Source organism: Guyparkeria sp. SCN-R1 (assembly GCF_003932495.1).
GTDB lineage: Bacteria > Pseudomonadota > Gammaproteobacteria > Halothiobacillales > Halothiobacillaceae > Guyparkeria.
The window spans coordinates 1-21,166 of sequence record NZ_QZMT01000015.1 but is presented as its reverse complement, the minus strand read 5'-3'; the positions used below and the strand labels follow the sequence as shown (position 1 = coordinate 21,166).

The window sequence follows — 21,166 nt, the reverse complement described above, 5'->3', positions numbered from 1 at the left end:
TTCGCGGTGGGTGGTCGTTGCAATCAACGCGGCGGCCCACACGGGCCGCCGATTGCGCCAGTTCAAGAATGGGCCAACCCGGTGGGTAAGTCCAGTGCGCCAGGGTGCCCTGGACCGCTTCGGTCCAGCCTTACGGATTGCCCAACAGCAGCGGGTCGAGCAGCAGTTCGCGGGCGTTCTCGCGGGCCAGTCGCCGGGCGACCGAGTCGGGCAACTGATCCAGCCATTGGCGGATGGTCTCGGCGGCCTCGTCGAAGCGCTGCCAGCGCGTCAGGCTGTAGGTATCCACCCCGACGACGAAGCGGTTGGGGTGGTCGACGAACAGGGCGCGCCATTCGGGCAACAACTGGCCGTCGTTATCCAGGAAGCGCTCGTCGCGTACCGACGTGTCGATGAACAGGTGTTCGGGGTGACGAGAGAGGGCGGCGCGCAGGATGGTCGGGTCGGGCGTCTCGCCCAGGTGCGCCCAGAGCACGTCGACATGCGGGGCGATCTCGAAGACGCGATCGATGATGGCCAGATCACCGTGGATCATCATCACCAGTTCGCGCTCGGCGGCGATCTCCACCAGGCGCTTTAATGTTGGGCTATCGCGGTCCTCGCCGAAGATGTGCAACTCGCCGATGCCCCGGTAGTCGCCCTCGTCCAGCCAGGTCTCTACCCGGGCGGGAAGATCCGGGCGATGCATCCAGTTTTCCTTGTCGGCCTTGGCGCGATAGACGCCCAAGAATGGCACGATGCGATCGGGGGCCAGTTCGGCGAGCAGGCGGGCATTCTCGGGTGGTCGGCTGGTGACCACGGCGTGTTCGATGCCGCTGGCCTCGAGTGTCTCGAGGATGGTCTGCGGGTCGATGGCGGCCCGCTGTTCGGCGTTGTAGTGCAGGTGGGCGTCGAACAGGGGCGTGGCCGTCAGGCCGGGGGCGGCCCAGAGACCGGCAAGCCAGGTCAGGCCGGCCAGTGCCGGGCCGTTCTTAGTCCTCATCCGAATCGGCATGGCGGGAAGCGCCTCCGCGCGGAAACAGCACCAGGTGGGTGAACGCCGGGCGCAGGTTGACCCGCACGTCCGGGGCGTAGTGATCGTGACTCGGCGCCAGGCTCAACAGTCGCGTCCCCCCCGGCAGGGCGAGGGTGTAGAGGAAGTCCGCGCCGCGAAAGACGCGTTCCTCGATCTCCGCCACCCCGGGCCCATCGGCATCGATGATCACGTCATCGGGACGGACCAGTACGTCGACCTCGGTGCCCGGCGGGTATTCGTGCGAGACCTGGCCCTCGAGCAGCCCCAGTTCGGTCTTGACCCGCCCCGGCCCGACCATGGTGCCGGCGATGCGCGTGCCCTGGCCGATAAAATCGGCGACGAACGGCGTCTCGGGCCGATGATAAAGATTGTAGGCGGTGTCCCACTGGTGCAGGCGCCCGGCCTGCATGACGCCGACGATGTCGGCCATGGCGAAGGCCTCGGTCTGATCGTGGGTGACCAGCAGGGCGGTGGTCTCCGCCTCGCGCAGGATGTCGCGCAGCTCGCGCGGCAGGGTTTCGCGCAGTTCGACGTCGAGACTGGAAAACGGCTCGTCGAGCAGCAGGATCTCGGGCTTCGGTGCGAGCGCACGGGCGATCGCCACGCGCTGCTGTTGCCCGCCGGACATGTGGTGCGGATAGCGCTTGCCCATGCCCGGCAGGCCGACGAGGTCCAGCAGTTCGTCGATGCGTTTCTGCCGGTTCTCGGCCGGTTTTTTCGGCAGGCCGAAGCCGATGTTGTCGGCCACGGTCAGGTGCGGGAACAGCGCCAGGTCCTGGAAGATCATGCCCACCCGGCGTTGCTCGGGCGGGTGGCCCCAGCCGGCGCCGGCCACCGTGTCGCCGTGCAGGCGGACCACGCCGGCGCTGGGCGATTCGAAGCCGGCTACCGTGCGCAGGATCGAGGTCTTGCCGCAGCCGGACGGCCCCAGCAGGCAGCCAATCACGCCGGTCGGCAGCTTGAGGTTGACGCCCTCGACGGCCGTGGTGCGACCAAAACGGACGGTCAGGTCCACCAGGCTAAGCCGTTCACTCATGAGTGAGCTCCACGGGAGGCCGCCGGCTTATTCATCGATCGGGTCACGGCTGGAAATGTTGCCTTCATGTCCTCTCGCGCGGGTGATCGAGCGACTCACCAGGATCACCGGGATCAGGCCCGCGGCCACGATGGCCAGGGCCGGCAGCGCGGCATCGCGCAGTCGCTCGTCGGAGGCCAGTTCGAACGCCCTGACCGCCAGCGTGTTGAAGTCGAATGGTCGCAGGACCAGTGTCGCCGGCAGCTCCTTGAGCACGTCGACGAACACCAGTAACGCGGCGGTGAGAAGACTGCCACGAATCAGCGGGATATGCACCCGCCACAGCGTGCGCCCGGCGTTCGCGCCCATCGAGCGGGCGGCATCGTCCATGCTCGGGCGGATGCGCCCGAGGCCCGCTTCCACCGTGTTGAGGCTCACGGCGAGAAAGCGCACCAGGTAGGCGAACACCAGCGCGGCGACCGTGCCCGAGAGCAGCAGCCCGCTGGAGACGCCGAACTGCTCGCGCAGCCAGGCATCGAGTGTGTTGTCGAAGGCGGCGAACGGGATGATCACGCCCACGGCGATCACCGTGCCGGGCAGGGCATAGCCCATGCCGGCGATGCGGTTGATGGTGAAGGTGAGCCGCCCGGGCATCAGGCGGTGGCCGTAGGCGAGGAACAGCGCCAGCAGCAACGCCAGGATGGCGGTCAGCCCGGCCAGGCCCACCGAGCGGGATACCAGCACCGCGAACTCGCCCAGGTCCCGGGTGGGGGCCACCTCCAGGCTCCAGGCCAGCAACTGGGCCGACGGCACCAGAAAGCCCAGCGCCAGCGGCAGGGCGCAGGCGATGAACGCCAGTGTCGCCGGCCCACGGCGCAGCTTGAACGACGGCCGGGCCTGCCAGTTGCCGTGATGGTGGTAGCGGGCCTGTCGCCGGGAAAGCCGCTCGATGATGATCACCGTGAAGATGAACGTCAGCAGCAAGGCCGAGAGTTGCGCCGCGGCGATGGCATCGTCCAGGCCGAACCAGGTGCGGAAGATGCCGGTGGTCAGCGTCGGGATGCCGAAGTACTGCACCGTGCCGTAGTCGGCCAGCGTCTCCATGATCGCCAGCGACAGGCCGGCGACGATCGACGGCCGCGCCAACGGCAGGGCGACCCGCCGGAACATCGCCCACGGCCCCAGCCCCAGCGAGCGGGCGACGTTCAGCGCGCTGGAGGACTGCTCGAGAAAGGCCGCCCGGGTGAGCATGTAGACGTAGGGGTAGAGCACCAGCGTGAGCATCACGATGGCCCCGCCCAGCGAGCGGATTTCCGGGAACGGGTAGTCGCCCACCGACCAGCCGGTCAGCGCCCGCAGGCCCGATTGCACCGGCCCGGCGACGTCGAGCAGGCCGGTGTAGGTATAGGCGATGATGTAGGCCGGCATCGCGAGCGGCAGCAGCAGTGCCCACTCGAAGATGCGCCGGCCCGGGAATTCGCACACCGACAACAGCCAGGCCGTGCCGGTGCCGAGAATGAAGGTGCCGAACCCGACACCAATCGCCAGCAGGGCGGAATTGATGACGTAGTCGGCAAGCACCGTGTCGGCCAGGTGCGACCAGGTCGCCTTGTCCGGCCAGAACACGGACGCGACGATCACCGCGAGCGGCACGGCCAGCAGCGCGGTGATCAGAATCATGCCCCCCTTCCACGCAGACAAGCCGCCCGCCCCTGTCGGGACGGCCGGCTTGTCGATCAGGACGTGGGGCTGTGGGTCCTGGCTTACTGCCATCCAGCCCGGTCCATGAGTTTCACGGCGGCCGGGTTGAGCTCACCCAGGGTGGACAAGTTGAGCTCGTCGGCCTTGAACTCGCCCCACTGGGCCAGTGTCTCGGCGGCCGGCACGCCCGGCCGGACCGGGAACTCGTTGTTCACCTGGGCATACCACTCCTGTGATTCGTTGGTGGTCAGGAACTCGAGCAGCTGCGTGACCGCTTGCGCCTTGTCGCTCGCCGCGACCATGCCGGCGCCGGATACATTCACGTGCGCGCCACGATCGCCCTGGTTCGGCCAGACGAGTCGTACGGCGTCGGCGGCGTCGCGGTCGGTGTCGCTGCCATTCTGCATGGCGCCATAGTAATAGGTATTCGCCACGGCGATGTCGCATTCGCCGGCGGCCACGGCGCGGATCTGGTCACGATCGCCGCCCTGCGGCTTGCGCGCCATGTTCTCGACCAGGCCCTTGGCCCATTCCTCGGTCCACTCTTCGCCATGCTCGGCGATCATCGAGGCGACCAGCGACTGGTTGTAGACGTTGTCCGAGGAGCGGATGCAGATCTTGCCCTTGAATTTCGGGTCGGCGAGATCGGCGTAGCTGGTGATCGCGCCTTCCTCGACGTTCTCCTTGTGGGTGAAGATCACGCGGGCGCGCTGCGACAGACCGAACCACTGGTTGTCGACGTCACGCAGGTTGGACGGGATGCGGTCGGCCAGCGAGTCGGACTCGATTGCCTGGAACACGCCGGCTTCCTTGGCGCGCTGCAAGTTGCCGGCATCGACGGTGATCAGCACGTCGGCCGGGGTGTTGCGGCCTTCGCTTTCCAGTCGGGAGAGCAGGGCGCCGGCATCGGCGGTCAGCAACTGCACCTCGATGCCGGTCTCGTCGGTGAAACGATCCAGCAGCGGCGCGATCAGGTCTTCCTTGCGTGCGGAGTAGACGTTCAGGGTGGTCGCGCCCTGGTCGGCGGTGGTGTCGCCACCCTGCTCGGCGTTGTCGCTGCAACCGGCAAGGCCGAGTCCGGCGGTGGCGAGGGCCAGGGCGGCCAACGGGAAAAGTCGGGACATGATCGAGACCTCTTGGCTCTTGTCTGAAAGGCGGTTTGGCTGATTTTTCGATCGAAAGCGAGGCCACGATAGCCAAGCTTTTTTCGGCTGTCAAATGAGAATCATTCCTAGTCCAACTTCGATTGGTATCTGAGTTTGGCTCTCGGGATTGGCGCGGGAGTTGTGGCCCGTCTCGGCGGGCATCGCCCGGCATGGGCGGCTTGCCGCCGATGGGATCAGGGCGAAGGCGGCGCCTTGCCCGCGATCGGCAGGTGGTGATCCCAGTAGGGTTCGCCGGCGAAACGCTGGGCCAGAAAGTCGATGAAGGCCCGTACCCGTGCCGAGAGGTGACGGGTCTGCGGGTAGACCGCGTAGGCGCCTATCTCCGGCCAGGGCACGTCGGTGAGGATGGGCACCAGCCGGCCCTCGGCGACCGCGCGATGCAGCAGGAAGGTCGGTTCGATCACGATGCCCGCGCCACGTATCGCCGCCTCGCGCAGGAAATCGCCGTTGTTCACCCGCAGCCGCCGCCGGCCATGCACCGGCTGCCAGCGCCCCTGGCTGTCGGTGTAGCCCCAGACGCGTGTTTCCGGGACGTTGCTGTAGATCAGGCAGTCGTGATCGGCGAGATCTGCGGGGTGGTGCGGCGTGCCGAAACGAGCGAGGTAGTCCGGGCTGGCGACGGCGAGGTTACGGATCGGGGCGAGCCGGCGGGCCATCAGGGTGGAGTCCGGCAGACTGGCCAGTCGGATCCCGAGGTCGTAACCGTCGGCGATCAGGTCGACCTCGTCGTCGTCCAGGTTGAGGTCGAAGCTCACCCCGGGATGGATGTTCATGAACGCGGTAATCGCCGGCTGCAGGTGCATCAGGCCGAACGAGAGCGGTGCGGCGATGCGCAGCACGCCGGAGAGCTCGCCATGTTCGCGGGTGACCGCCTCCTCGGCCTCGTCGAGATCGGCGAGCAGGCGGGTGGCGCGATGGTAGAAATCCTCGCCCGACGGGGTCAGCGCCAGGTGCCGGGTGGTGCGATGCACCAGCTCCACGCCGAGATGGTTTTCCAGCTCCCGCAGCCGTCGGCTGACGGCCGACTTGGCGATGCCCATCCGATCGGCCGCCGCGCTGATCGAGCCGGTATCCGCCACGCAGGTGAAGGTGGCCAGGGCCGTGAATCGGTCCATGGCCCCTCAAAAACCTATTGCGCCGCCCGATTGCAGCGTCGCGTGCTCACTCGCTTCTCGCCTATCTTGTTGATATGTCTCGTCGCTCGCTCCGCGGCTCCTTGCACTCGGGCGGCTCATGACGGTTTTTCGAGGTGCCCACATATCGTTCTCTTTTCAGCAACAGTGTTTTTCGAGATTAGTGATTTAAAAACACCCGCGCAACGGCCATGCTCTCTCTGGAATCGGAGGCCGCCGCGATAGGGCCGGCGACGTAACAGGGGAGGGCATCGATGCAGTGGCGCAACAGGGAAACGGGATACGGTCTCGTGGCCATCGGCTTTCACTGGCTGGTGGCCGTGGCCGTGATCGGCATGTTCGCGCTGGGCTGGTGGATGGTGGAGCTGACCTATTACGACCCCTGGTATCGCCAGGCGCCGGCGATCCACAAGGCGACCGGCGTGCTGCTGTTCCTGGTGATGACCGCGCGCTTGCTCTGGCGGTGGCTCAACCCGTCCCCGCGTCCGCTTGGCAAGCCGTGGGAACGGCGGATCGCCAGTCTGGTGCACGGCGCGCTCTACCTGCTGCTGTTCGCCCTGATGACCGCCGGTTACCTGATTTCCACGGCCGACGGCAGCTCGATCGACGTGTTCGGCCTGTTCTCGGTGCCCGCCACCATCAGCGACCTGCCTGACCAGGAAGACATTGCCGGGGACGTGCATCGCTGGCTGGCCTGGACCGTGATCGGCCTGGCCGTGCTGCACGCGCTGGCGGCCTTCAAACACCACGTGTTCGACCGGGACGACACCCTGCGCCGGATGCTCCGGCCCGCCGCGTCCCGGCGCTGAAACCAACCGACCTATAAGAAGGAGACGACCCATGATTACCCGACGCCTTTCCGCCGCCCTGCTGGCCGGCGCCATCGCCGCGCCCGTCTCGGCGCTTCCCATCACCGCCCAGGCGGCCGAGTACGTCATCGACACCGAGGGGCAGCACGCCTTTGTCGAGTGGCGTATCAACCACCTCGGCTTTTCCTGGCTGTACGGCCGCTTCAACGACTTCGAGGGCAGCTTCGAGTACGAGGACGGCGCCATCGAGGATGCCAGCGTCGACGTGACCATCGACATGGCCAGCCTCGATTCCAACCACGCCGAGCGCGACAAGCACCTGCGCGAGGCCGACTTCTTCCACGTGAAGGAATACCCCGAAGCCACCTTCAAGAGCACCGGCATCGAGTCGACCGACGACGGCTTCGTCATCACCGGCGATCTGACCATGCGCGGCGTGACCAAGGAGATCGAGATCGAGGCCGAGAAGGTCGGCGAGGGCGAGGACCCCTGGGGCGGCTACCGTGCCGGTTTCCACGGCACCACCACGCTGACGCTCAAGGACTTCGGTATCGACTACGACCTGGGGCCGGCGGCGACCACGGCCGAAGTGACGCTCTCGGTGGAGGGTGTTCGCCAGTAAGCCGATACCTTGCGGGTCCGTCCGGCCCGCCCATTGCTCCACACCCCGGCAGACGTGTCGGGGTGTTTTGTTTTCCGGGCCGGTCATGCCGATCCGGCCCGGCATCGATCAACCCTGTCGAATAGGGGCGCTGCTGTTTGGGCCGTTTCGGCCGGTTACCATCGGCATTGACGTTGTCGAGGAATATCACCGAGAAGATCGCCAATGAAACTGACGCAATACCAGGTCGATGCCTTTGCCACGCGCGCCTTCGAAGGCAACCCGGCCGCCGTGTGCCCGCTCGAGCGCTGGCTCGACGATGACCTGCTCCAGGCCATCGCCGAAGAGAACAACCTCTCCGAGACGGCCTTCTTCGTCCCCACCGAGAACGGCTTCGACCTGCGCTGGTTCACCCCCACCCGGGAAGTCGACCTTTGCGGGCACGCCACGCTCGCCGCCGCCCACGTCATCTTCGAGTCGATCGGCCACGACGAACCGGTGATCACCTTCGACAGCCGCAGCGGCCCGTTGTTCGTGAGACGGGCAGGCGAGGCCCTGCAACTGGATTTCCCGGCCTGCCCACCGACACCTCGGGACATTCCCGATCTGCTGGTTCGCGGGCTCGGCGCGCAGCCGCTCGAGGTGCTCGCCGGTGACGACTACGTGGTCGTGTTCGATTCCGAGGCGACCATCCGCACCCTGTCACCCGACCAGGCCCTGCTCGGCCAGCTCGACCGACGCGGCGTGATCGTGACCGCGCCGGGTGACGAGGTGGACTTCGTCAGTCGGTTCTTCGCACCGAAGCTCGGTATCCCGGAAGACCCGGTCACCGGCTCGGCGCATTGTCAGCTTGCGCCGTATTGGGCCGATCGGCTGGGTAAGGAGAGATTGTCCGCCAGGCAGGTTTCCAGGCGGGGTGGCAATCTCGGTTGTGAAGTGGTGGGTGATCGGGTGCGGTTGGCTGGTGGGGCGGTGACGGTGATGGTGGCGGAGGTTGCGCTCTGATTCCCCAAATCTCGGAAAACGCGGAAAATGGATCTGACCCCTTTTCTATATGGCGTGGATGCCGCCCCATGAGCCCATCAGGGACGATCAGCCGCCCCCAGGCTTTCAGACGTGCCATACGCAGGAAACCGTATGGCACGGTGCCCCTTATGCCGTGGAACCGCCGCATAAGGCAATATCATGCGTAATCGCCGCATAACAGTCCCAACGAATTTCTTCCTCCTGGTTGCAAGTCACTGACTGTGTGCATCATTCGGCGGTGGGACGAGCCAATCCCGGAATTTATGCGGCGCTTAGGTCGTCCATTTATAGCTAGGAAATTCAATCTGGAGAGTAGTGGATGCTGGAAAATAAAGTAGCCAGAAAAGAAAGCGACGTTTTTAAAGAACTAGAAGACCTTTGTCACTCTCCAGGATATATTCATGTAATCGCCTATTTCTGCTTTAGAGATAACACCATCAGATATGCCGATGAAGTAAAGCCCGAAGATGTTTTGCAGCAATTTTCAATGGAGCGATTGGTAAGAACAGAAATATCTACTCTAATTGGGCTGGCATGTAAAATAGATATAGATGAAACCTTGCCTTCTCCAAAGATGATGCAGGAATATCTTGGCAAGACTGAATCCCTGCTTCAGGAATTGCATCGCTCCATGATGCCGCCACTCGAAGACATATTCGACCCAAGTAAAATTGGGGATGATAACTTTAATCCTTTCAATTCTGGCGCTGTGTTAAGAGAATCAATTTTTTATGGGGGCGAATCAGCATATCACTTTCAATATAGAGATCTATCGAAGGATAAGTATAGAAACGATAACGAATGGCTGGTTGAAAATAAAGGCTACTCTCTCGAGCAAGCACTTTCTGTCGTGGCGTCTATTCAGGTTCTGCAAAATGATAAGCTCAATGATGTTCTTGTCGGCCTAATTAAAAAGCACCCAAATGAATGGAGTTTCCTTGAAGCCTATGCGTTTTCTTTAGAAGAAATAGCCGGTAGGTGCGAATTAGATGTTGAGGTTGCTAAAGAGGTTGTTGAGTCGTTTGTGTCGCCAGTCGGGCAGGAAGACTTCACGTCCTTAGGTGACTTTAATCCGATAAACGCCTATCCAATCATAAAGATTCAAGACGACAAGTACCTTTTGTTCCAAAATTACAGTTTGGTTGAAGCGTTATACGAAACCCCGTTTTTCTGGTTCAATTCGGATGCCGCATATAGAAGCATTGCGATGCGCCATAGAGGCGAATTCACCGAAGATTTTTCGAGCACAAGACTTAAGCGTGTTTTCGGAGAAAGGCGGGTTTTTCAAAACGTTTATGTTCTCGACGAAAGGGGTAATACGGCAGGCGAAATAGATGTGCTTGTAGTGTTTGCAAACAGAGCAATAGTATTGCAAGCAAAGTCAAAGAAACTGACCATCGCCGCTCGTAAAGGGAATGACCTTTCTCTAAAGGATGACTTTAAAAAGGCTGTTCAAGATGCATATGATCAAGCCTTGTCATGCTCAAATTTATTAACCAACAGTAGCTACAAAATAGTTGATGAGAGCGGTAATGAAATAGCCATTACCAGAGACTTCAAGGAGATTTATCCTTTCTGTGTGGTGTCTGATCATTATCCAGCTTTGTCGTTTCAAGCCAGGCAATTCTTAGAGCAAAATCCAACTGAAGTGATCAAGCCGGCTTTTGTGATGGACGTCTTTTTCTTGGATGTCGCCACAGAGATGCTGCAGTCCCCTTTGCATTTCTTGAGTTACGTAAATAGAAGGACAATGTATGGTGATAAAATATTATGCACGCATGAGCTGACGATATTGTCATACCATCTAAAACAGAATCTTTGGATGGATGGCGAATATACTATGATGCAGTTGGGCGATGATGTTTGCGCTGACTTAGATCTTGCAATGCTAGCCAGACGGGATGGCGTTCCTGGCGCTGCAACTCCAGATGGAATATTAACAAAGTACGAAGGAACGCACTTTGAAAGATTGGTTAAGGATATTGAGTTACGTGATCATCCAGCCACTGTAGATTTCGGCTTTATGCTGTTGACTCTTAGTGGTGGCACAATCGAAATTATTAATGACGGAATATCTGAGCTGGTAAAGCTGGGGCGAAAAGATGGTAAACATCATGATTTAACGCTCGCTATAAGCGAGGGAAGATCGGGGCTTACTATTCACTGTAATGAAGACTTAGACGCCGAAGCAGCCAATCGGTTGGATCGTCATTGTGAGCTTAGAAAGTATGAGCAGAAGGCTGACCAATGGTTTGGTATATGCCTTGGCTCAAAAACCGAGAGATTGAGGTTTGGGGTTAACAAGCATTTCAGATGGGAGCAGTCAATTGAAATGGATGAGTTGACTAAAGATCTCCCCAAACCGCAGTCGTTGAAAGGAAAAAATAAGGTCAATTTTAAAACAGTAACTAAAAAATCGAGAAAGATAGGGCGTAATGAAAAATGCCCGTGCGGAAGTGGGGAAAAATACAAGAAGTGCTGCTTAAAGTAAGGATCTTTCTCCAACTATGCCCGGAAAGGGGTCAGAACCTGTAGTGGTCAAGCAATCTTGGACAGTTGGTTGAGTGATTTCTCGGCTTCCGCCGGCGTCTTGCCTTCCAGATACTGGTGCGGGCGGACCGAATCGTAGTAGCCCATCAGGTATGCCCCGGCGTCTCTTCGGGCCGCGGTGATCGAATCGTAGCCACCGCGTGGCATCCACTCGCTCTTGAAGCTGCGGAAGAGTCGCTCCATCGGCGCATTGTCCCAGCAGTTGCCCCGGCGGCTCATGCTGGGTTCGATGCCAAACCGTGACAGGGCCTTGGAATAAGAGGCTGCGGCGTACTGCACGCCCTGGTCGGAGTGGAACATCACGTTGCCAGGGCGCCCCCGTTGTTGCCAGGCATGGGCCAAGGCGTTCTCCGTCAGCCGGGCATCCCAGAAAAAGGGGTCAGAACCCTTTAAGAGGCTTCTATGATTTCGCACGCCTTCAACGCAAGTGCTGATTGCCAAACCGCATTGGCAGGCGTGCGAGGCACTTTCTCTTGCTTGCCCAAGAGAAAGTGCCCAAACAGAAGGGCACCCCTCGCCTTGGCCCTACGGGCTTCCCTCCCGTCCGGGGTGTCGCGGTCGGGTCGGTTCGACGCGACGTCGTGTAGCGGCGAACCTCGGGGCGGCGTCCATGCCGCCCCGACCCTGCGGCACCCCGGCCGCTCGGCAAGGGCGAAGGGGACAGTCGAGCCAGATAACTCGGTGCCATGAATCATTTGCTTGGTGCGGCTTATGGTTGGGCACGCGCCGCTGGCGCGTTTCGGTAAAGGCAGATTACTTTTTGCGTGTGCCGGCACGGCGGCAAACGAAGGTTCCCGCCCCCTGACGGCTTGCCTCACGGCCGGCGGGTGGCCGGGGTCGGAGCGACAGGGACGTCGCTCCGAGGCTCAGCGCGACACGACGTCGCGTCGAGCCGGCCCCGAGACAGCCGTCGGTCGTGAGGCTTCGAGGCCGGACTTTGTCCGGCCTCGAAGGCCCGAAGGGCCAAGCCGTGGGGTGTCCTTCTTTTCGGGTCTTTTCTTGGACAAGCAAGAAAAGGCCCTCGCGCGCCGGGCACGGCGATGACTCAAGGCCACTCCGCGCAACAGGCGTGCGAAAAGACTCTCACCCGGTGATGGATGCCCACTCGAGTGGCGACTACGCTTGTAACCGATAACCGGAGACGTCTTCACCGAACCACCGTCGGAGGCCCCATGACCAATCGCGAAGTTATAAAAGACCGGGTCGCCGGCGCGATCATGGGGGCCTTCATCGGCGATGCCCTGGGGCTGGGGCCGCACTGGTACTACAACCTCGACGAGTTGCGTCGGGATTACGGCGACTGGATCGACGATTACACCGACCCCAAGCCCGGTCGATACCACGAGGGCCTCAAGGCCGGCCAGCTCTCCCAGGCGGGGATCATCCTCGACTTGATGCTGCGTTCGCTGGTGGAGTCGAATGGTTACGACGAAGGGGATTTCTGCCGGCGGCTGGATGATGACCTCTTCCCAATGCTTGATGGCACCCCGGCCGCTGGTCCCGGCGGTTACACCAGTCAATCCATCCGCGATGCCTGGCGAAAACGTGTCGAGCACGGCTTGCCCTGGGGTGAAGTCGGTGGCCACGCCGACACCACCGAAGCCATTGAACGTACACTTGCCATTGCCGTGCGCCATGCATTCGAGCCCAAGAAACTGGCGGCAGCCATTGCGGATAACACCGCACTGACGCAGGTGGACGAAACGGTGGTCTCCATGACCGTGGCGTACGGTGCGTTGCTGGCCCAGCTGGTCCAGGGGCAACGCCTGGATACGGGAATCTCCGACAAGCTGATGGCTTTGGTGAAAAGCGGTGAGTTGCCGTTTCATGCCGTCACCAGCGATGATCTTCAGCCGCCCCGGCCGGGGCAACCGGACCCGCCCCGGGCAGGCCGTTTTGCCTCGCCCGATGCGCTGCTGACACCGTCGTTCATCGCCGCAGCGGCTGCCGATCCCGGGGTGCGCATTGAGCCACCCTGGAAGGTTTCCCTGGTGTACGGCATGCCGTGCGCCATTTATCACCAGCTTCCGGCTGCCTACTACCTCTCGGCACGATTTGCCGACGATTTCGAGGCGGCGGTATTGCACGCGGTCAATGGCGGTGGCCAGAACATGGCTCGGGCGATGCTGACCGGTGCGCTTACGGGGGCTCAGGTGGGGCTCAGCGGCATCCCCCAGCGGTTTATCGACGGATTGGAGAACGCCGGCGAGTTGCAGCAGCGGGCGGAGCAAGTGGCCTCGGCGGTGGCCGCCGCCGCGCTTCCGTGATGGCTGTTCACGCCGACGGGCGATGAACCAAAAAACCCCGGCAAGGGAGACCTTGCCGGGGTTGTGTTTTTCGGAGAAGTTGATCGGTCAGAAGTCGAACTGCGCCCCGACCATCACGGTGCGGGCATCGACTCCTTCAAAGCCATCGTCGACGATGAAGCGATAGTGTCCAACGAAAACACCCTGCACTCAGCGGGGTGTCGACAGCTCGAGTGAGCCGGTTCAGAACCGAGTGTTGATCGACAGCCACAGGCGCCGCCCCTGGTCGGGGTTGGCGTAGGTGTTGCCGTAGACGTCGTCGCCGTCGCGGTTGGTGAAGCCGGCGTAGCGGTAGTCGAGCATGTCCTTGTCGAACAAGTTGTAGACCGTGGCATTGAGCGTCACGTTGGGGGTGAGCCGGTAGCTGCCGCCGAGGTTGACCAGGGTGAACGCCTTGAAGTCGCCCAGGTCGTCGTAGGAAGGCTGGCCGCGTACCCGTTCGCGATCGCGGTAGCGCTCGCTCTCGTAGTGGGCGGCGATCCAGGTGTCGAGTTTCTCGGTGGCCGCCCAGGCAAGACGCAGGTTGGCCATGTGCTCGGGTGTGTCGGTCAGCGGTTCGCCGGCCATGGAGCCGGTTTCCTGCTCGCTGTCGGTGTAGGTGTAGTTGGCCGATAGGCTCCAGTCCTCGCCGATCGGCAAGCGCCCGGTCAACTCGATGCCGCGGGTCCAGGCCTCGTCGATATTGATGTCACGACCATAGAATTCCAGGTCGGGGAAGTCGCCGTAGCTGATGCAGCCCGGGCGGTTCGGATCGGCGGCGTAGCCGCAGTTGGGGATGTCCGGCCCGGCGGCGATCTTGTCGGTGAACTCGTTGTAGAAGAGCGTCGCGCCGGCCGAGACACCGTTGTCACCTTCGTAGAGGAAGGCGAGTTCGGCCGAGGTGCTTTTCTCGGGCTCGAGGTCCGGGTTGCCGATCAGCGGGATGGTGCCTTGACCGGAAAAGCCGACGATGCCATCGGCAAGCGCCTCGAGACCCGGTGTCTTGTAGCCGCGCGAGACACCGCCCTTGACGGTCCATTCGTCGGTTGCGTTGTAGACGAGGTAGGCGCGCGGACTGAGCTGGCCGCCAAAGGCGTCGTGCTGGTCGTAGCGCGCCCCGAGTGTCAGGGCGAGGTCGTCGCGGAGGAACCACTCGTCCTCGGCGAACAGCGCCCAGGTGGTCTGTTCGAACTCGTCGCTGGCCACGCCGTCAGTCATCGAGGCATCCCACCACTGGCCGCCCACGGTCAGGCTGTGGTCGCCGAGCGGCAGGGTGTATTTCGTGTCGAGCACGATGTTCTCGGTGGTCAATTCGCGATCCGCGCCGCCCACCTTGCCGGGCGTGCCCGGCGGGATGAGGCGTCCCTCGGTCTCGGTGCGGTTGACCATCAGGCTGGAAATCCAGTCGCCCGGCCCCACGCGGCCGTCATGTCCCACGGCAACCTGGTCGCGCAGGTAGCGTTGCTCGGGGCCGTAGCCCCGCGCACCGAGCGTGCCGAGTTGGCCTTCGCTGTTGTCGTATTTCTGCCGTGCCGACTCGGCGTCGATCCAGAATTCCTGGTCGTCGGTTGGGGTGAACGAGAGCTTGCCGCCCACGCTGTAGATGTCGGCCTCGACCGGGCTGGGGCCGCGCTGGTCGACGGCCAGGACATCACCGTTTCGACCCAGAAACTCGAGGTCGGATTCGTCGCGCTTGTACACGCGTGCCCGGAACTGTGCCCCCACCTTGTCTTTGACCACGGGACCAGCGGAATACAGGCTGATCGCCCGGTCGTTGCCGTAGTCGCTGTCCTCGTTGAGCGTCCCGTCGACGGTCAGCGAATGCGTCCACTCGTCCGGTACCTTGCGGGTGATGATGTTGATCACGCCGCCCATGGCGTCCGAGCCGTACAGCGTCGACATGGGCCCACGGATGACCTCGATGCGTTCGATCGCCGATGGTGGCGGCAGGAAGCTGGTCTGCGTGGAATTGAAGCCGTTGGGCGTGACATTGCCGGCGACGTTCTGTCGGCGCCCGTCGATCAGGATCAGGGTGTAGTCGGCCGGCAGGCCCCGCATGCGGATCTCCTTGCCACCGGTCTTGCCGGGTGAACCGCCCACGTCGACGCCCTCGATGTCGTCGACGATCTCGGCGATGGAGTTGGCATCCTTGCGTTCCAGTTCATCGCGCGTGATTACCGAAATGGACGCCGGTGCCTGCGTCTTGTCCTGCTCGAAGCCGGCGGCCGTGACGACGACCGTGGAAAGGGATTGCGCCGGCGCGGCGGTGACGGCGGTGGTGGGTTCGTCGGCAAGGGCCGGTGTGCTGCCGGCAAGGATGCTGGCGGCAAGCAGGTGACGTCGGAATGGCGTGGAACGTGGGCGTCGAGTGGACATGGAAGGCTCCTCCATCGAGTTTCAGGGCATTCCGCTGGCTGGCTCGACGCCGATGGCGTCTGGCTGGCTTGCGTTCGGGGTGTCTGGTTACTTGGTGAGAATCAGCTTGTTGGCGGCGGTGACTCGCAGTTGATAGCGCTGGCCGTCGTGGCAGATCCAGCATTGGCCGTCGCGCGAGATCAGCTCGCGGCTTTCGATGCAGTGGCCTTGCGCTCCGATCCGTTCGGCGCCCGTCGCCTTGGGTTTGTCCTGGTTGCTGGGCTTGCTCATGGCGTTTCCGGTTCCGAGACGAAACCCAGGCGTTCGATGCCGGCGGTCTTTACCGAGGCCATCGCGCGGGCAACCAGTCGGTAGGGCACGGACTCGTCGGCGCGCAGGTAGACGACCAGCTCGTCGTTGTCGCGGCGGGCCTGGATCAGCACGCTTTTGAGCCGGTCCTGCGAGACGGGCTGGTCGTCGAGGTAGAGCTGGCCTTGGCCGTCGAGCGAGAGGGTGACCGACTCGGGGTCCTCGTCCTGGCGTTCGCTGCTGGCCTTGGGCAGATCGAGCGTCACCGAGTGGGTGATCACCGGCGCGGCGACGATGAACACCACCAGCAGCACCAGCATCACGTCGACCAGCGGGATGACATTCATCTCCGCCATCGGCTCGTCGTGATCGTCGAGTCGACCGAATGCCATGGCTCAGACCTCCGCCGGCCGGCTGGCGGACGTCGCTGGTTGCGCGAACGATTGGCGACGGGGCGCTGCCCACGTGGCCAGGTCCGGGTCGTTCATCAGCAGCGAGTGCACGTCATGGGCCGCGGCATCCAGCGTCTGGCGGTAGAGCCGATGGCTGCGGTTGAACAGGTTGAAGAACAGCACCGCCGGGATCGCCGCGGCCAGGCCCGCGGCGGTGGCGACCAGCGCCTCGCCCAGCGGGCCGGCGACCAGGCCCATCGACACGCTCTTGGCCGAGGACAGGTCGATCAGGGCGCCGTAGATGCCCCAGACCGTGCCGAACAGGCCGACGAATGGGGCGAGCGAACCGACCGTGGCGAACAGCAGCTGGCCGGCCTGCAGGCGGGTTTCCTGTCGGTCGAGCGCCTGGCGGATGCCGCGGATCAGGGCCTCGTCGAGGCGTTGGCGGGCCTGGGCATCGCCGTCGAGCGGGCCACGATAATCGCGCACCGCTTGCAGCCCGGCCCGGGCGAGGGCGGCGGTGGGGTCGTCGCGGCCGGCGAGGCGGGGCTCGAGCTCGGCTGCCCGGTGGCTGCGCGCGATGGCGTCCATGCTGTCGCGCGTCGTGCGTCGACGCCGGATCAGGGCGAACAGCTTGGCGGCGGCGACCGCCCAGGTGGCCAGCGACATGATCAGCAGGGTGAGGAACACCCCGACAAGGACGCCGTCGCCGTGGTCGAAGACAAGAAAGAGATCCATCGGACAAGCCCCGGGTTGGTTCGATAGCTGGCTAACCAGCGGCATGATAATCAAGATAAAACGAAATGCAAACCGTTCGCAATCGCGAAAAGGATATTACCGTAGCGTGAATCGCAGCGGCACGATCACCTCGCCCCGCACCGGTTCGCCGCCGCGCGTCGCCGGGTCGAAACGCCACTTGGCGACGGCCTCCTTGGCCGCCCGGTCGAGCCGCTCGTGGCCGCTGGACTGCACGACCGACCAGGTGACCGGTTTGCCGTCGCGATCGACCACGACGCGCAGGCGTACCTCCCCCTCTTCGCGCAAGCGCTGCGAAGCGCGTGGGTAGGTCGGCGGCGGGTTGTCGAGGTAGCCGGCCGAAAAGCCCGGCTCGGTGGTCGGTGCGTCGCTTGCGGCACTGGCCTGGGCCGCCGTCGTCTCGTCGGTCGCGGTATCCGTCGCGGCGTCCGAGGCGCGCTCGGGCGATTCGTCGGCTTCGGTCGCCGGCTCCGGCGTCGTCTCGGAGGCTGGCTGAGGTTCCGGTTCCGGTTTTGGCTCCGGCTCCGGCTCTGACTCCGGCTCTGGCTCTGGCTCTGGCTCTGACTCCGGCTCTGGCTCTGGCTCTGGCTCTGGCTCGGGCCCCGGCTCTGGCTCTGGCTCTGGCTTCGGCTCCGGCTCCGGCTCCGGCTCCGGCTCCGGCTCCGGCTCTGGCTCTGGCTCCTGCTCCTGCTCCGGTTCCGGCTCCGGTTCTTGCGACGCCGTGGGCGTCGGCATGGGGACGTGATTGGGGGGCGTCGACTCGGCCGGCGACGGCGACGGCGGCGCGGATGTGGTCTCGCTGAGATCCACCCACTGCGCCTCGACCGGCTCGCTGCCGCCCCGATTGGCCGCCATCAGGACGTCGTCCTCGCGCGTCCACGTCAGCAGGGCCCAGACGATCAGGCCGTGCAGAACGAGGCTGGTAACGGCGCCCGCAAGCCAGACCAGGTGGCGCGGACGGGTGAGGCGAAAGTGGGTCATGGTGACTCGACGACGTAATGGAGCGGGCAGCGTATTGAATCGCGAAGGCGGATGCAAACCGGAATGATTCGCAACATAGGGTGGGTGGCGTGGCTCGCCATCACCCCGGTGGGCGTTCTGCAGTAAAGTGCCGCCCCAGGGAAACTCTGCACGAATGCCAGGCCCCGCAGGGCATGCAGAGCGGTATGGCATTCGTGCAGAGTTTCCCTAAACGACCACCGAACGATTCGAAACGAGGAAATGGCGATGTTGATGCCTGTGTTGGCAGTCCTGGCGGGGCTGGTGTTGCTTGTCTGGAGCGCGGATCGATTTGTCGACGGCGCGGCGGCGACCGCTAAGCACCTGGGCATGTCGCCGTTGCTGATCGGCATGGTGATCATGGGGTTCGGCACCTCGGCGCCGGAACTGGTGGTGTCGGTCATGGCCTCGTTGGACGGCAGTCCCGGCATCGCGTTGGGCAACGCCTACGGCTCGAACATCGCCAATATCGCGCTGATCCTCGGCCTGACGGCGGTGATCGCGCCGATCGCGGTGCATTCGCAGGTGATCCGTCGCGAGATGCCGATCCTGCTGGCGGTCACGGCCGTCGCCGCCTTGCAGGTCTACGACGGCGAGGTGACCCGCGTCGAAGGCGCGGTGCTGCTCGTGCTGCTGGTCGCCCTGCTTGGCTGGAACATCTACCAGGGGCGTCGCGGGCAGGTGGATGCCCTGGGCGGCGAGGTCGAGCAGGAGCTGGTCGCCCACCCCATGCCGCTGAAGAAGGCGCTGATCTGGGTGGCGATCGGCCTGTTGCTGCTGGTGGCCAGTTCCCGGTTGCTGGTGTGGGGCGCGGTGGACATCGCGCAGTTCTTCGGCGTCTCGGACCTGGTCATCGGCCTGACGGTGGTGGCGATCGGCACCTCCCTGCCCGAGCTGGCCTCCTCGATCGCCGCGATCCGCAAGGGCGAGCACGACATGGCGCTGGGCAACGTCATCGGCTCGAACCTGTTCAACACCTTGGGCGTGGTGGGTCTGGCCGGCGTGATTCACCCGATGGTCGCCGAGCCCGAGGTGTTCACGCGCGACATGCTGGTGATGGGCGTGCTCACCCTGGCGCTGTTCTTGTTCGCCTACGGCTTCCGCGGCCCGGGCCGGATCAACCGGCTGGAGGGCAGCGTGTTGCTGGTCGCCTTCGTCGCCTATACCGCCTACCTGCTGAGCACGACCTTCGCCGCCTGACATGCGTGAGGCCTGTCCGCTCTGCGAGGCCCGGTTATCGCCCTTCGCGACCGTGACGACCGGCAGGAAGGCCACCGGGCGGGCACTCGCCTTCGTCGAGTGCCCCCGCTGCGAGCTGGTGGTGCGTGACCCGAGTGCCTGGCCCGACCGGGCGGCCGAGCAGGCGCATTACCAGCTGCACGAGAATCGCGCCGATGACCCGGGCTACCGGCGCTTCCTTGCACCGAGCATCGAGCGGATGACCGCCCGGCTTGGCCCGGGCGTGGCGGCATTGGATTTCGGCTGCGGCCCGGATTCGGCGCTGATCGCGGTGGCTCGGGAGGCGGGTGCGGCGATGGTGGGCTACGATCCCTTGTTCGCCCCGGACGAGGCCCTGCTGCGCGCGTCGGCCTACGACCTGGTCACCTGTACCGAAACGGTCGAGCACCTGCATCGGCCACGGGCGGTATTCGACCGGATCGTCCGCTTGCTGCGATCAGGCGGTTGGTTGATCGTCCAGACGGGGTTTGCCCCGGAGGCCGCGCGCTTTTCGAACTGGCACTACTGGCGTGATCCCACCCACGTGATCTTCTTTCGCGCCCGGACCTTCGAGTGGTTGGCGGCAACCTACGGCTGGCGGGTGGTGGAGATCGCCGCGCCGGTGGCGGTGTTCGAGAAGCCCGGCTGACCCACTGACACCGTGAAGGAGAGAGCGTGATGAAGGCGATCGGATTCAACCGGCACCTGCCCATCGACCACGAGCAGGCGTTCGAGGCATACGAGCTGGCGGTGCCCGAACCGGGACCGACGGACCTGCGGGTGGCGGTCGAGGCCGTGTCGGTCAACCCGGTGGACACCAAGGTGCGCGCACCGCGTCACCCCGATCCGGATCACCCCGACAACCGGGCCGATCCGGCCCCGCGCGTGCTGGGTTTCGATGCCTGCGGCGTGGTCGATGCGGTGGGTGCCAAGGTCACGCGCTTTCGTCCCGGCGACGTGGTGTTCTACGCCGGCGATATCGGCCGGCCGGGCAGCAACGCCGAATTCCAGCTGGTCGACGAGGCGATCGTCGGTCACGCCCCGCGTGGCACCGAGCCGGCCGACGCCGCGGCCCTGCCGCTGACCGCACTCACCGCCTGGGAAACCCTGTTCGACCGGCTCGGGTTGTCGCCCGACGGCGAGGATGCCGGCCCCCCCGTGCTGCTGATCAACGGTGCCGGCGGGGTGGGCTCGATGGCGATCCAGCTGGCCCACGTGGCCGGGCTCAAGGTGATCGCCACCGCCTCGCGGCCCGAGTCGCGCCAGTGGTGCCTCGATCTGGGCGCCGATGAGGTGGTGGACCATTTCGGCGATCTCCCGGCGCAGCTGGCCGAGCGGGGCATCGAGTCGATCCCGGCGATCGCCTGTTTCAACGACCTCGACCGACATTACCCCGCGATGGCGAAACTGGTCGCCCCGCAGGGCCGGCTGGCCAGCATCATCGGCAACAAGACGCCGCTGCCGTTCCACGAACTGCGCGACAAGAGCGTCGGGTTCTTCTGGGAGTACATGTTCACCCGCCCGCGGTTCGACACCCCGGACAAGGGGCGGCAGGGCGAGATCCTCGACACGGTGGCGCGCCTGCTCGAGGCGGGGCGCCTGCGGACCACGCGGCACGAGGTGTTGGGTCCGATCAACGTCGACAACCTGCGTGCCGCGCACCGGGCGCTGGAGGGTGGGCACGTGATCGGCAAGCTCACCCTGGCCGGGTTCGACGGCTAGCGTGGCGCAGCCGGGGCGTTCCCGGTCGATCGTGACGCACAAAAAAATCCCCCGGCTGGTGAAGTGACCCCTGAAAGTTGGACACCCATCCAACTGACAGGGGTTTTCTTATGG

Annotated in this window: 19 protein-coding genes; 8 read left to right on the top strand and 11 right to left on the bottom strand. The window is 63.8% G+C overall.

Translation table 11 applies throughout. The annotated features are described in order from the left end of the window. Positions 1-130: 130 nt before the first annotated feature. The 5 genes from D5687_RS08920 to D5687_RS08900 form a co-directional block, all read right to left on the bottom strand. Positions 131-994, bottom strand: coding sequence for an amidohydrolase family protein (locus D5687_RS08920; protein WP_125199433.1), 864 nt, complete (start codon positions 992-994; stop codon positions 131-133). Further along, positions 972-2,051 carry an ABC transporter ATP-binding protein gene (locus D5687_RS08915; RefSeq protein WP_125199432.1) on the bottom strand — a complete coding sequence of 360 codons (1,080 nt, stop codon included), beginning with the start codon at positions 2,049-2,051 and terminating at the stop codon, positions 972-974. The genes D5687_RS08920 and D5687_RS08915 overlap by 23 nt, the downstream gene beginning before the upstream one ends. A gap of 27 nt (positions 2,052-2,078) precedes the next feature. Continuing rightward, on the bottom strand, positions 2,079-3,710 hold the full coding sequence (locus tag D5687_RS08910) for an iron ABC transporter permease (protein ID WP_240031469.1): 1,632 nt from the start codon (positions 3,708-3,710) through the stop codon (positions 2,079-2,081). Positions 3,711-3,793: 83 nt separating this feature from the next. Beyond that, positions 3,794-4,855: a Fe(3+) ABC transporter substrate-binding protein gene (locus tag D5687_RS08905; RefSeq protein ID WP_125199430.1), complete on the bottom strand. Its 1,062-nt coding sequence runs from the start codon at positions 4,853-4,855 to the stop codon at positions 3,794-3,796. Between the two features lie 215 nt (positions 4,856-5,070). Beyond that, positions 5,071-6,012: a LysR family transcriptional regulator gene (locus tag D5687_RS08900; protein ID WP_125199429.1), complete on the bottom strand. Its 942-nt coding sequence runs from the start codon at positions 6,010-6,012 to the stop codon at positions 5,071-5,073. Positions 6,013-6,284: 272 nt separating this feature from the next. Between D5687_RS08900 and D5687_RS08895 the strand changes: the two genes are divergently transcribed. The 4 genes from D5687_RS08895 (at position 6,285) to D5687_RS08880 (ending at position 10,957) form a co-directional block, all read left to right on the top strand. After that, positions 6,285-6,839 (top strand): cytochrome b, encoded by a 555-nt coding sequence (locus D5687_RS08895; protein WP_125199428.1) that lies wholly within the window; start codon positions 6,285-6,287, stop codon positions 6,837-6,839. Between the two features lie 31 nt (positions 6,840-6,870). Further along, the gene (locus D5687_RS08890) at positions 6,871-7,461 is read left to right on the top strand and encodes a YceI family protein (RefSeq protein ID WP_125199427.1); all 591 of its coding nucleotides are present in this window, start codon (positions 6,871-6,873) and stop codon (positions 7,459-7,461) included. 204 nt (positions 7,462-7,665) lie between these two features. Continuing rightward, positions 7,666-8,445: a PhzF family phenazine biosynthesis protein gene (locus D5687_RS08885; protein ID WP_125199426.1), complete on the top strand. Its 780-nt coding sequence runs from the start codon at positions 7,666-7,668 to the stop codon at positions 8,443-8,445. Between the two features lie 340 nt (positions 8,446-8,785). Next, on the top strand, positions 8,786-10,957 hold the full coding sequence (locus tag D5687_RS08880) for an SEC-C metal-binding domain-containing protein (protein ID WP_125199425.1): 2,172 nt from the start codon (positions 8,786-8,788) through the stop codon (positions 10,955-10,957). A 47-nt stretch (positions 10,958-11,004) separates the two neighbouring features. Here the strand turns inward: D5687_RS08880 and D5687_RS08875 are convergent, their stop codons facing one another. Further along, entirely contained in the window at positions 11,005-11,430 is a 426-nt protein-coding gene (locus tag D5687_RS08875) for an integrase core domain-containing protein (protein WP_370271314.1), read from the bottom strand. Positions 11,431-12,188: 758 nt separating this feature from the next. On the opposite strand from D5687_RS08875, the gene D5687_RS08870 reads away from it, so the two are divergent. Continuing rightward, on the top strand, positions 12,189-13,283 hold the full coding sequence (locus D5687_RS08870; protein WP_125199423.1) for an ADP-ribosylglycohydrolase family protein: 1,095 nt from the start codon (positions 12,189-12,191) through the stop codon (positions 13,281-13,283). 222 nt (positions 13,284-13,505) lie between these two features. Here the strand turns inward: D5687_RS08870 and D5687_RS08865 are convergent, their stop codons facing one another. The 5 genes from D5687_RS08865 to D5687_RS08845 form a co-directional block, all read right to left on the bottom strand. Next, positions 13,506-15,677 (bottom strand): TonB-dependent receptor domain-containing protein, encoded by a 2,172-nt coding sequence (locus tag D5687_RS08865; protein ID WP_125199422.1) that lies wholly within the window; start codon positions 15,675-15,677, stop codon positions 13,506-13,508. Between the two features lie 87 nt (positions 15,678-15,764). Further along, positions 15,765-15,947: a hemin uptake protein HemP gene (gene hemP / locus D5687_RS08860; RefSeq protein WP_125199421.1), complete on the bottom strand. Its 183-nt coding sequence runs from the start codon at positions 15,945-15,947 to the stop codon at positions 15,765-15,767. Further along, positions 15,944-16,357, bottom strand: a complete 414-nt coding sequence (locus D5687_RS08855; RefSeq protein WP_125199420.1) for a biopolymer transporter ExbD — start codon at positions 16,355-16,357, stop codon at positions 15,944-15,946. The genes hemP and D5687_RS08855 overlap by 4 nt, the downstream gene beginning before the upstream one ends. Before the next feature lie 3 nt (positions 16,358-16,360). Next, positions 16,361-17,095 (bottom strand): MotA/TolQ/ExbB proton channel family protein, encoded by a 735-nt coding sequence (locus D5687_RS08850; RefSeq protein WP_125199419.1) that lies wholly within the window; start codon positions 17,093-17,095, stop codon positions 16,361-16,363. Positions 17,096-17,191: 96 nt separating this feature from the next. Next, complete coding sequence (locus D5687_RS08845) at positions 17,192-18,094, bottom strand: energy transducer TonB (protein WP_125199418.1); 903 nt, start codon at positions 18,092-18,094, stop codon at positions 17,192-17,194. A gap of 246 nt (positions 18,095-18,340) precedes the next feature. Between D5687_RS08845 and D5687_RS08840 the strand changes: the two genes are divergently transcribed. From D5687_RS08840 to D5687_RS08830, 3 genes are read left to right on the top strand one after another with little or no spacing between them, the layout of a single operon-like run. Next, positions 18,341-19,312, top strand: a complete 972-nt coding sequence (locus tag D5687_RS08840; protein ID WP_125199417.1) for a calcium/sodium antiporter — start codon at positions 18,341-18,343, stop codon at positions 19,310-19,312. A 1-nt stretch (position 19,313) separates the two neighbouring features. Next, positions 19,314-19,979 carry a class I SAM-dependent methyltransferase gene (locus D5687_RS08835; protein WP_125199416.1) on the top strand — a complete coding sequence of 222 codons (666 nt, stop codon included), beginning with the start codon at positions 19,314-19,316 and terminating at the stop codon, positions 19,977-19,979. 29 nt (positions 19,980-20,008) lie between these two features. Next, on the top strand, positions 20,009-21,052 hold the full coding sequence (locus D5687_RS08830) for a zinc-binding alcohol dehydrogenase family protein (protein ID WP_125199415.1): 1,044 nt from the start codon (positions 20,009-20,011) through the stop codon (positions 21,050-21,052). Positions 21,053-21,166: the final 114 nt, after the last annotated feature.

Coding starts and splice junctions, on each gene's coding strand:
- D5687_RS08920 (WP_125199433.1), bottom strand. CDS start 994: ATGCCGATTCGGATGAGGACTAAGAACGGCCCGGCACTGGCCGGCCTG.
- D5687_RS08915 (WP_125199432.1), bottom strand. CDS start 2,051: ATGAGTGAACGGCTTAGCCTGGTGGACCTGACCGTCCGTTTTGGTCGC.
- D5687_RS08910 (WP_240031469.1), bottom strand. CDS start 3,710: ATGATTCTGATCACCGCGCTGCTGGCCGTGCCGCTCGCGGTGATCGTC.
- D5687_RS08905 (WP_125199430.1), bottom strand. CDS start 4,855: ATGTCCCGACTTTTCCCGTTGGCCGCCCTGGCCCTCGCCACCGCCGGA.
- D5687_RS08900 (WP_125199429.1), bottom strand. CDS start 6,012: ATGGACCGATTCACGGCCCTGGCCACCTTCACCTGCGTGGCGGATACC.
- D5687_RS08895 (WP_125199428.1), top strand. CDS start 6,285: ATGCAGTGGCGCAACAGGGAAACGGGATACGGTCTCGTGGCCATCGGC.
- D5687_RS08890 (WP_125199427.1), top strand. CDS start 6,871: ATGATTACCCGACGCCTTTCCGCCGCCCTGCTGGCCGGCGCCATCGCC.
- D5687_RS08885 (WP_125199426.1), top strand. CDS start 7,666: ATGAAACTGACGCAATACCAGGTCGATGCCTTTGCCACGCGCGCCTTC.
- D5687_RS08880 (WP_125199425.1), top strand. CDS start 8,786: ATGCTGGAAAATAAAGTAGCCAGAAAAGAAAGCGACGTTTTTAAAGAA.
- D5687_RS08870 (WP_125199423.1), top strand. CDS start 12,189: ATGACCAATCGCGAAGTTATAAAAGACCGGGTCGCCGGCGCGATCATG.
- D5687_RS08865 (WP_125199422.1), bottom strand. CDS start 15,677: ATGTCCACTCGACGCCCACGTTCCACGCCATTCCGACGTCACCTGCTT.
- hemP (WP_125199421.1), bottom strand. CDS start 15,947: ATGAGCAAGCCCAGCAACCAGGACAAACCCAAGGCGACGGGCGCCGAA.
- D5687_RS08855 (WP_125199420.1), bottom strand. CDS start 16,357: ATGGCATTCGGTCGACTCGACGATCACGACGAGCCGATGGCGGAGATG.
- D5687_RS08850 (WP_125199419.1), bottom strand. CDS start 17,095: ATGGATCTCTTTCTTGTCTTCGACCACGGCGACGGCGTCCTTGTCGGG.
- D5687_RS08845 (WP_125199418.1), bottom strand. CDS start 18,094: ATGACCCACTTTCGCCTCACCCGTCCGCGCCACCTGGTCTGGCTTGCG.
- D5687_RS08840 (WP_125199417.1), top strand. CDS start 18,341: ATGTTGATGCCTGTGTTGGCAGTCCTGGCGGGGCTGGTGTTGCTTGTC.
- D5687_RS08835 (WP_125199416.1), top strand. CDS start 19,314: ATGCGTGAGGCCTGTCCGCTCTGCGAGGCCCGGTTATCGCCCTTCGCG.
- D5687_RS08830 (WP_125199415.1), top strand. CDS start 20,009: ATGAAGGCGATCGGATTCAACCGGCACCTGCCCATCGACCACGAGCAG.